Origin of the sequence: Gordonia sp. (in: high G+C Gram-positive bacteria) (assembly GCF_012515855.1) — a bacterium.
Classification (GTDB): domain Bacteria; phylum Actinomycetota; class Actinomycetes; order Mycobacteriales; family Mycobacteriaceae; genus Gordonia.
This window is the reverse complement of record NZ_JAAYXO010000129.1, coordinates 1-8,297: the sequence shown is the minus strand read 5'-3', so window position 1 is coordinate 8,297 and position 8,297 is coordinate 1. Positions and strand designations below refer to the sequence as shown.

General features: G+C 67.9%; 9 protein-coding genes. 2 read left to right on the top strand and 7 right to left on the bottom strand.

Going from position 1 to position 8,297, the window contains the following annotated elements:
• The 4 genes from GX543_RS09800 to GX543_RS09785 form a co-directional block, all read right to left on the bottom strand.
• Positions 1 to 854, bottom strand: an 854-nt coding sequence (locus GX543_RS09800; RefSeq protein WP_290851657.1) for a biotin carboxylase N-terminal domain-containing protein, incomplete at its 3' end; no start/stop codon positions are given.
• Positions 855 to 1,058: 204 nt separating this feature from the next.
• On the bottom strand, positions 1,059 to 2,510 hold the full coding sequence (locus GX543_RS09795) for a condensation domain-containing protein (protein WP_290851656.1): 1,452 nt from the start codon (positions 2,508 to 2,510) through the stop codon (positions 1,059 to 1,061).
• A gap of 16 nt (positions 2,511 to 2,526) precedes the next feature.
• Positions 2,527 to 2,952, bottom strand: coding sequence for a SufE family protein (locus GX543_RS09790; protein ID WP_290851655.1), 426 nt, complete (start codon positions 2,950 to 2,952; stop codon positions 2,527 to 2,529).
• Positions 2,953 to 3,021: 69 nt separating this feature from the next.
• A complete protein-coding gene (locus tag GX543_RS09785) occupies positions 3,022 to 3,915 on the bottom strand; it encodes a sulfurtransferase (RefSeq protein ID WP_290851653.1) in 894 nt (297 codons plus the stop codon).
• Between the two features lie 188 nt (positions 3,916 to 4,103).
• Here GX543_RS09785 and GX543_RS09780 point away from each other — a divergent pair, with 188 nt between their 5' ends.
• Positions 4,104 to 5,009 carry a metalloprotease-like protein gene (locus GX543_RS09780; RefSeq protein ID WP_290851652.1) on the top strand — a complete coding sequence of 302 codons (906 nt, stop codon included), beginning with the start codon at positions 4,104 to 4,106 and terminating at the stop codon, positions 5,007 to 5,009.
• A 16-nt stretch (positions 5,010 to 5,025) separates the two neighbouring features.
• Here the strand turns inward: GX543_RS09780 and GX543_RS09775 are convergent, their stop codons facing one another.
• From GX543_RS09775 to GX543_RS09765, 3 genes are read right to left on the bottom strand one after another with little or no spacing between them, the layout of a single operon-like run.
• Entirely contained in the window at positions 5,026 to 5,691 is a 666-nt protein-coding gene (locus tag GX543_RS09775) for a nucleoside triphosphate pyrophosphatase (protein WP_290851659.1), read from the bottom strand.
• Between the two features lie 2 nt (positions 5,692 to 5,693).
• Entirely contained in the window at positions 5,694 to 5,933 is a 240-nt protein-coding gene (locus tag GX543_RS09770) for an acyl-CoA carboxylase subunit epsilon (RefSeq protein WP_290851651.1), read from the bottom strand.
• 31 nt (positions 5,934 to 5,964) lie between these two features.
• The gene (locus GX543_RS09765; protein ID WP_290851649.1) at positions 5,965 to 7,590 is read right to left on the bottom strand and encodes an acyl-CoA carboxylase subunit beta; all 1,626 of its coding nucleotides are present in this window, start codon (positions 7,588 to 7,590) and stop codon (positions 5,965 to 5,967) included.
• Between the two features lie 135 nt (positions 7,591 to 7,725).
• On the opposite strand from GX543_RS09765, the gene GX543_RS09760 reads away from it, so the two are divergent.
• The coding region (locus GX543_RS09760) for a biotin--[acetyl-CoA-carboxylase] ligase (RefSeq protein ID WP_290851648.1) at positions 7,726 to 8,297 on the top strand (572 nt) is incomplete at its 3' end.

The following is an 8,297-nucleotide window of genomic DNA, read 5'->3' as shown; positions in this document are numbered from 1 at the left end:
GTGCCCGCACCGTAGTAGCCGGCTTCGCGGCAGATGTCCTTGGCGGAGCTGTGGATGCGGCGACGCTGCTCCTCGGTCAGGAACGGCGCGGGGGCCTCCTCGACGAGCTTCTGGAAGCGGCGCTGCAGCGAGCAGTCGCGGGTGCCCGCGACGACGACGTTGCCGTGCTGATCGGCGATGACCTGGGCCTCGACGTGACGGGCCTTGTCGAGGTACTGCTCGACGAAGCACTCGCCGCGACCGAAGGCTGCGACGGCTTCGCGGGTGGCCGACTCGAACAGCTCGGGGATCTCTTCGACGGTGTGGGCGACCTTCATGCCGCGACCGCCGCCGCCGAAGGCGGCCTTGATGGCGACGGGCACGCCGTACTTCTTGGCGAACTCGACGACCTCGTGGGCGCCCGAGACCGGGTCCTTGGTGCCTGCGGCCATCGGGGCGCTGGCGCGCTCGGCGATGTGGCGTGCGGTGACCTTGTCGCCCAGGTCGCGGATGGCCGACGGCGGGGGGCCGATCCAGGTGAGGCCCGCGTCGATCACGGCCTGAGCGAACTCGGCGTTCTCGGAGAGGAAGCCGTAGCCGGGGTGGATCGCGTCGGCGCCGGACTTGGCAGCGGCGTCGAGCAGCTTCTCGAACACCAGGTACGACTCTGCCGAGGTCTGACCGCCCAGCGCGAAGGCCTCGTCGGCCAACTGCACGAACAGGGCGTCGGCGTCGGGCTCGGCGTACACGGCCACGCTGGCGATGCCCGCGTCCTTGGCGGCGCGGATGACTCGAACGGCGATCTCACCGCGGTTCGCGATGAGGACCTTCTTGATGGTCGTCTTGCTGATCTCAGCGGAACTGGTCACTGGCACTCCTGTGGCACCGCCGGCAGGCGGGTCCGTTGTCGGGGACGGTGTTCACCATCCGGGGTCGACGGGCTGCGTCTCGAGCGGGGGTCCCGCGCGTGGCATCTCGCACGTAGATCGCACCTGGGCGGTCAACGTGATTTCCGCGACTCAGATTATCGCACCGAGCGAATGCTCGGTGCGAGGGATGTCACGAAGTCAGGAATTGGTTTACCCGTCTTTCGAACTACTCGCGAGTAAGCGGGCGAAAAGGTCAAGGAAATCCGGTACGCGCCGGGAACCCTCCGCGGGATAGCGCGCATGGAGGCGGAAGCCGCCCGGGGTGCGGTTGACCCAGACGTAAACCTCGTCGTCGGCATAAGAATGGCTGCGTAGGACGTGTGCGGTACCTGCGTCGGCGACGTCGGCGCGCGGGGTCGCACGGGTGTCCATGTACGAGACGACCATGCGGGGATGGCCGCGGACGCCTATGAGATCAGCCACACGAAGGAAGGGGAGTGCCCCGGCATGCTTCTTTTTGCGTAGTTCGTCACTCCCGCGGCGGGCCGCTTCGGCTAAATCGGGCGAATCGTGCACGTCGATGGTGAGGGGTGCCAATCCGACGAACCACCCGAGCGAATGCAGCCAGGACCGGTCGGTACGCGTGTGCCTCGGCATGATGGCGATGAACTCGTCGGCGTTCGTCGTCTGGTGCAGGGCCACCGCCAGCGCGCCGAGGACGCCGCCGACCACGCTCGCGCCCGACTCTGCGCAGAAGGCCTCGAATCGGCGCGCGTGCGCATCGTCGAGCAGAAGCGACGTGCGCGACAGTTGGAACGGTTGCGGTGGCGCGGCTTCGGCAGTTCCGCCGGCCGGGCGATGGTCGATCACCGTCGGTGCGACCGACGGCGCAGCCGGGAGTTCGTCGAGCAAGGGAGTTGGTGGGAACTCGCCGCCGTGGGGTGCGATGAAATGCGCCCAGGCGACGGCGGCGGGGTGGTCGGCGCCCTCGGCGTCGGTCGCGCGTCGCTCTGCGTCACTGAAGTCCAGGTAGCTGCCTGCCGGCTCGAGTCGGGACGGACGACGGTCTCGTGCCGCTCGATACAGCTCGGTGAGCTCGTACTGGGCGGTGACCAAGGAGTAGCCGTCGACCAGGGAGTGGTCCGCGGCCAACAGCAGGGTGAAGCTGCGAGGGCGCGCCACCGTGGCGAAGCGATACGCGGGCCAGTGCAGCGGCGCGGTCGCGCGATCGAACGACCCGGCGATCTGCTCCAGCAGCAGAGACCGCTCGGTGTACCAACCGACGCGCGTCATCTTGACATGCACGGTGTCGCGGTCGGTGCTGTAGCGCTCGGTGCGGTAGCGCCCGTCGTGGTCGGCCTTGAGGACCACGTGACTGCGCAGTACCTCGTGGCGGTTGATGTACGCGACCACCGCTGCGCGCACCGAGGGAACCGACATCGGCTCGTCGAAGTCGATAGAGACTCCGAGCCACGACTCGCGGCCGCCTTCGCGATGAGTGCGCGCCCGATACTCGAACGCCGATCGCAGATGGTGCTCGTGGTTGTGCGAGGTCTCGCGGGCGTCTCGCCGCCAGCTGCCGAGGCCGCCCGGGACCACCGGGATCCACTCGACGAGGCCCCCGGGCTCGATCGGCGCGTCTAGTATCTGGAGGAAATCCATTGCAGGCGGGGTGAATTCACAATGCGGTCTGCTCTGCGACCTGACGCTTGATCCTGGCCAGCATGCCGGCCATACCGTTCAGGCGGAGCGGACTGATCACCGACGCCAGCCCGAGGTCGTGGAAGAAGTCATGCGGAACGTCGGTGATCTCGGCCGCGGTGGCACCGTCGAGTCCCTCGTGGAGGATCGACGCGAATCCGCGGGTGGTCGGGGCCTCCGGCGGAGCGCTGAAGTACAGGCGCACCGCGGAGGCATCGGACGCGTCGACCGACAGGAAGATCGGTGACTGACATTCCGGCACCGGTTCCATCGCCTCCACCTGGAGCGACTCGGGCAGCTCCGGGAGTTCACGGGAGAACTCCAGCAGGAGGGTCACCTTGTCGGAGTCGGCCAGCTCGGCGAAGTCCGAGACGATCTCGGCGAGTGCGGCGGGCAGCGTCATGCGGTCCTTCTGTCTCGGTCAGGCCTGCTGTTCGGTCGGCCCTGGTGTTCGGTCAGCCGTTGTGTTCGGTCAGCCGTTGTCGACGGTGCCGGGCTCTTCGCCCATGACGATCGGGACGCGGACGCGGTTGCCCCACTCGGTCCACGAGCCGTCGTAGTTGCGAACGTTCTCGAAGCCGAGCAGGTAGGTGAGCACGAACCAGGTGTGGCTGGAGCGCTCTCCGATACGGCAGTACGCGATGGTCGCGGCCTTCGGGTCCAGGCCCGCGTACACCTCTTCCAGTTCACTGCGCTTGCGGAACCGGCTGTCGGGGGCGGCGGCCTTGGCCCAGGGGATCGACACGGCGGTCGGGATGTGCCCGCCGCGCAGTGCGCCTTCCTGCGGGTAGTCGGGCATGTGGGTCCGTTCGCCGGTGTACTCCTGCGGGGAACGCACATCGATCAGCGGGGTGGTACCCAGTTCGGCGAGGACGGCGTCGGCGTAGGCGCGGATCACCGAGTCGTCGCGCTCCACGACGGGGTAGTCCGACGGCGGGTACACCGGCACGTCGAACGAGGTGTCGCGCTGCTCGTCCATCCAGGCGTCGCGGCCGCCGTCGAGCAGGCGGACGTCCTCGTGCCCGAACAGAGTGAACACCCAGAGGGCGTACGCGGCCCACCAGTTGCTCTTGTCGCCGTAAATGACGACCGTGTCGTCGCGGTTGATGCCCTTCTCGCGCATCAACTCGGCGAACTGCTCACCGTTGATGTAGTCGCGCGTGACCGGATCGTTGAGGTGGAGGTGCCAGTCGACCTTCTGTGCCGTCGGAATGTGTCCGATGTCGTACAGGAGCACGTCCTCGTCCGACTCGATGATCTTCAACCCGGGGGCGCCGAGGTGCGCCGACAACCATTCGGTGGTCACCAGGCGCTCCGGATGCGCGAAGTTGGCGAATGCCGGGTTCGGATCGAATTCCACAGTCACTGAGGGTCTCCCGCCTCTGCTGATTTCTCCGCGCACCGATACCGGTGTGCGTGTCTAGCATACGGACGCGGGTCGACAGGGTGTGCGGTGGACCGGTAATGGCGGAGCCGTGTTCGGCTCACCGCCCGAACCAATCGGACGAATGACGTAACGGGTACGGATCGCGGTATCGGTGTTAGCTTCTCTTCATGTCTGGATGGGGAATGCCGAGCATGGGCCGGGGAACCGCCGTGGTCTCGATGATGGTCGCCGGGGTGCTGTTCCTGTCGGGTTGCGGAACTGACGGCACTCCCACCCGGGCGATTCCGAAGACTCCCGAGCACTGCAGCGCCACCGAGTGCCCGGAACTGCCGGTGTACTCCGCCAAGCGCCTCGCGCCGTCCGGCGTCGACGACTCCAACGACGCGTCGCTGGTCCCGAAGTACATGACCGCGGTGCTCGACGACCTCGAGGTGGTCTGGCAGGACTGGTTCTCGCAGCTCAACATCGAGGAGGCGTCCGCCGGTCGCGCGCTGATCGCCTCGGGCGACAAGTTCCGCAGCGAGTGTTTCGACGACGACGAGGAAGGTCTGCAGGACGGCATCCCGAGCAACTTCCCGAACGCCTTCTTCTGTCCGCGTGACACCCAGCCCGACGGCGGCGGGACCAAACGCAAGGGATCGGTGATCCTGCCGGTCGACACCTTCGCCGACATCTGGCAGGGCAAGCTGATGGGCTCGAAGGGCATCATGCTCGGCGATTTCAGCGCGGCCACGATCATCGCGCACGAGTACGGGCACAACGTGGTCTACCGACTGGCGATGGCCTACGGACTCGACGAGGGGCCTCCGGGTGACAACAGCGAGCTCATCGCCGACTGCTTCGCAGGCAACTGGGCGGCAACGGTCTTCGGCCGCAAGGATCTCTCGTTCACGTCGATGGCGCAGGCCGCAGCGCTGGTCATCAGCATCGGCGACGCCGAGCCGGGACAGGGCCATGGAACCTCGGCCGCGCGAGCGATGGCGCTGTGGACGGGTTTCACCGACAACCTGAAGCGGCAGGGTCAACCGGGCGACTGTCTCAAGCGCTACTGGCCGCAGGTGCTCGCGAACTGACGGGCGGGGCCCGCGGTTACGGGGCCTGCCAGAGGTCGGTGACGCAGACGCCGACGTCGGCCAGCAGTCGTCGCACCAACGGCAGGCTGATGCCGAGCACTGACGACGGGTCGCCGTCGATGCCGTCGATGAGCCATCCGCCGAGCCCGTCCAGGGTGAACGCGCCGGCCACCTCGAGCGGTTCACCGGTGGCCGCGTAGCTCGCGATGACGTGGTCGGGAGCGTCCGAGAAGCGAATGGCCGTGGTCTCGCTCCGGCTGACCGAAGCCGCCACGGCGCCGTCGGTCACGCGCCGGACGCAGTGACCGGTGATGAGATGCCCGACGGTACCGCGCATCTGCTTCCAACGGGCGACGGCGACCTCCCCGGTATGCGGCTTGCCCGCGAGGACGCCGCCGGTGAGCAGCATCGAATCGCACGTGAGGATCACGCAGTCCGCCTCGCCTCCGGGCGCCGCCCCCGCGAGGACGGCGGCGGTCACGGCGTCGGCCTTGGCCTCGGCGAGCCGGGTGACGACGTCGGCGTGCGGGGCACCGGTCAAGTCGTCGAGCAGGGCGTCCTCGTCCACATCCGAAACGACGACCGTCGGCCTCAGACCGGCTCCCGTCAGCACGCGAAAGCGTGCTGGCGAGGCCGACCCGAGGACGACGGTCGTCGTCGGTGGAGCTGAGTCCCGGGGGATGGTCACCAACTGCCGCGGTTGGTGAAGCTGCCCGGCTGACCCCAGGTCTGCCGGAACATGTCGACCGGACGACCCCAGTCGTCACGGGTCTGCGGGCCGTTGTCGCCGGCACCGCCACCCGCGGCGGCGAAGACGCCGACCAGGGCGGCCAGCTCTTCGTCGGTGGGGTTGCCGTCGACGATGGTCAGGAACGGACGGGCAGGCTGCTCTTCGCTGCTCGTCGAAGGGACGTCTGCACTCATGCGCGTGTCACCTTTCTCGGTCGCGGGACGATCACAGCGGGATGTTGCCGTGCTTCTTCGGCGGAACCTGGACCAGCTTGCGCTCCAGGAGCTTCAGCGCGTTCGCGATCTGGCCGCGGGTGTGGCTCGGCGGGATCACCGCGTCGACGTAACCGCGCTCGGCAGCGACGTACGGGTTCACCAGGGTGTCCTCGTACTCCTGCTGCAGTTCCAGGCGCAGCGCGTCGACGTCGTCGCCTGCGGCCTCGGCGGCCTTGAGCTGGCTGCGGTACACGAAGCCGACGGCGCCCGATGCGCCCATGACGGCGATCTGCGCGGTGGGCCATGCGAGGTTGACGTCGGCGCCCATGTGCTTGGAGCCCATGACGTCGTACGCGCCGCCGTACGCCTTGCGGGTGATGACGGTGATCTTGCCGACGGTGGCCTCGCCATAGGCGTACAGCAGCTTGGCGCCGCGGCGAATGATGCCGTTGTACTCCTGCTCGGTGCCGGGCAGGAAGCCGGGGACGTCGACCAGGGTGACGATCGGGACGTTGAACGCGTCGCAGGTGCGGACGAAGCGAGCGGCCTTCTCGGAGGCGTCGATGTCCAGGCAGCCGGCGAACTGGGTCGGCTGGTTGGCGACGATGCCGACACTGCGGCCGTCGACGCGGCCGAAGCCGACGATGATGTTCATCGCGCGCTCGGCCTGCACCTCGAGGAACTCCTCGTCGTCCAGGATGTTCCGGATCACCGTGTGCATGTCGTACGGCTGGTTCGGCGAGTCCGGGATGATCGTGTCGAGCGCGATGTCGTCGTCGGTGAGGTTGTCCTCGATGGCTCCGACGCGCTCCGGTGCGGGCAGACGCGGCGCCTCGGCCCGGCAGTTGCTCGGCAGGTAGCCCAGCAGCTCCTTGACGTACTCGAGGGCGTCTTCCTCGTCCTGGCCGACGTAGTGGGCCACACCGGACTTGGTCATGTGCGTGTGTGCGCCGCCCAGGTCTTCCTGGGTGACGTCCTCGCCGGTGACGGTCTTGATGACGTCGGGGCCGGTGACGAACATCTGGCTGGTCTTGTCGACCATCACCACGAAGTCGGTGAGGGCGGGGGAGTAGACGTGTCCGCCGGCGTTCGGGCCCATGATCAGGGAGATCTGGGGGATCACGCCGGAGGCGCGAACGTTGCGGCCGAAGATCTCGCCGTACAGGGCGAGCGAGACGACGCCCTCCTGAATGCGGGCGCCTGCACCCTCGTTGATGCCGATCAACGGGCGGCCGGTCTTCAGCGCCAGGTCCATGACCTTGACGATCTTCTCGCCGTAGACCTCGCCGAGGCTGCCGCCGAAGACGGCTGCGTCCTGGCTGAAGACGCAGACCTCGCGGCCGTCGACGGTGCCGTAACCGGTGACGACGCCGTCGCCCATCGGCCGACGCTCGGCCAGACCGAAGTTGGTGGAGCGGTGGCGGGCCAGCGCATCGAGCTCGACGAACGAGCCCTCATCGAGGAGGTGGGTGATGCGCTCGCGGGCGGTCAGCTTGCCCTTGGCGTGCACCTTCTCCGCGGCGGCCTCGCCGACGGGGAACTCGGCTTCGGCCAGGCGGTTGCGCAGGTCGGCGAGCTTGCCGGCCGTCGTGTGGATGTCAGGTGCAGCGTCGTCATCGCGCGAAGCAGTGGTCATGGACAACGATGCTAACTTCCCGAGCGGGCGCTCGGTCAACCACCGGGAGAATGTGAGAATATCCTCACATTGCATCTCACTCCGATATGACCGGTGTGAGGGCCTTCACCGAAGGGGCCCGTACAGTGCTGATTCATGGGAATTGACCTGCCGGACCAGCAGTCGCTCGCCGCCGAACTCGTCGACACTCGATGGCACCGTGTCGAGGTGGTCGACGAGACCGGATCCACCAACGCCGACCTCCTGGCGCGGATCGACGCCGGCGACGACATCGACGGCACAGTTCTGATCTCCGGCCGCCAGACGTCCGGCCGCGGACGGCACGCGCGGGTCTGGGAGACGCCTCCCGGACAGCTGGCGATCTCGGCGGCCGTACGGGTGCGCCCCGAGGCGATCGCGCACCTCGGCTGGTTGTCGTTGCTGACCGGTCTGGCCGTTTACGACGCGGTCGGTGAGGTCGCGGGCGCCGAACTCGAACTCAAGTGGCCCAACGACGTCCTGGTGCCCGGAGGCGGCAAGCTGTCGGGGATTCTGTCGGAGTTCCGGCTGACGCCGGGCGTCGACGGGGCGGCGAACGGCGGAGTGGCGGTGATCGGCACCGGTCTCAACCTCGATCTGCCTGCGGGGTCGGCACCCGACACGGCCGCCTCGATCAGCGGACTCGTCGACGGTCCGGTGGATCGGCTGGCTGTCGCGGCGGCGTACCT

What these genes read in the sequence shown, in the direction of transcription:
- GX543_RS09795 (WP_290851656.1), bottom strand. Translation starts at nt 2,510, where the DNA reads ATGGATTTCCTCCAGATACTAGACGCGCCGATCGAGCCCGGGGGCCTC.
- GX543_RS09790 (WP_290851655.1), bottom strand. Translation starts at nt 2,952, where the DNA reads ATGACGCTGCCCGCCGCACTCGCCGAGATCGTCTCGGACTTCGCCGAG.
- GX543_RS09780 (WP_290851652.1), top strand. Translation starts at nt 4,104, where the DNA reads ATGTCTGGATGGGGAATGCCGAGCATGGGCCGGGGAACCGCCGTGGTC.
- GX543_RS09770 (WP_290851651.1), bottom strand. Translation starts at nt 5,933, where the DNA reads ATGAGTGCAGACGTCCCTTCGACGAGCAGCGAAGAGCAGCCTGCCCGT.
- GX543_RS09765 (WP_290851649.1), bottom strand. Translation starts at nt 7,590, where the DNA reads ATGACCACTGCTTCGCGCGATGACGACGCTGCACCTGACATCCACACG.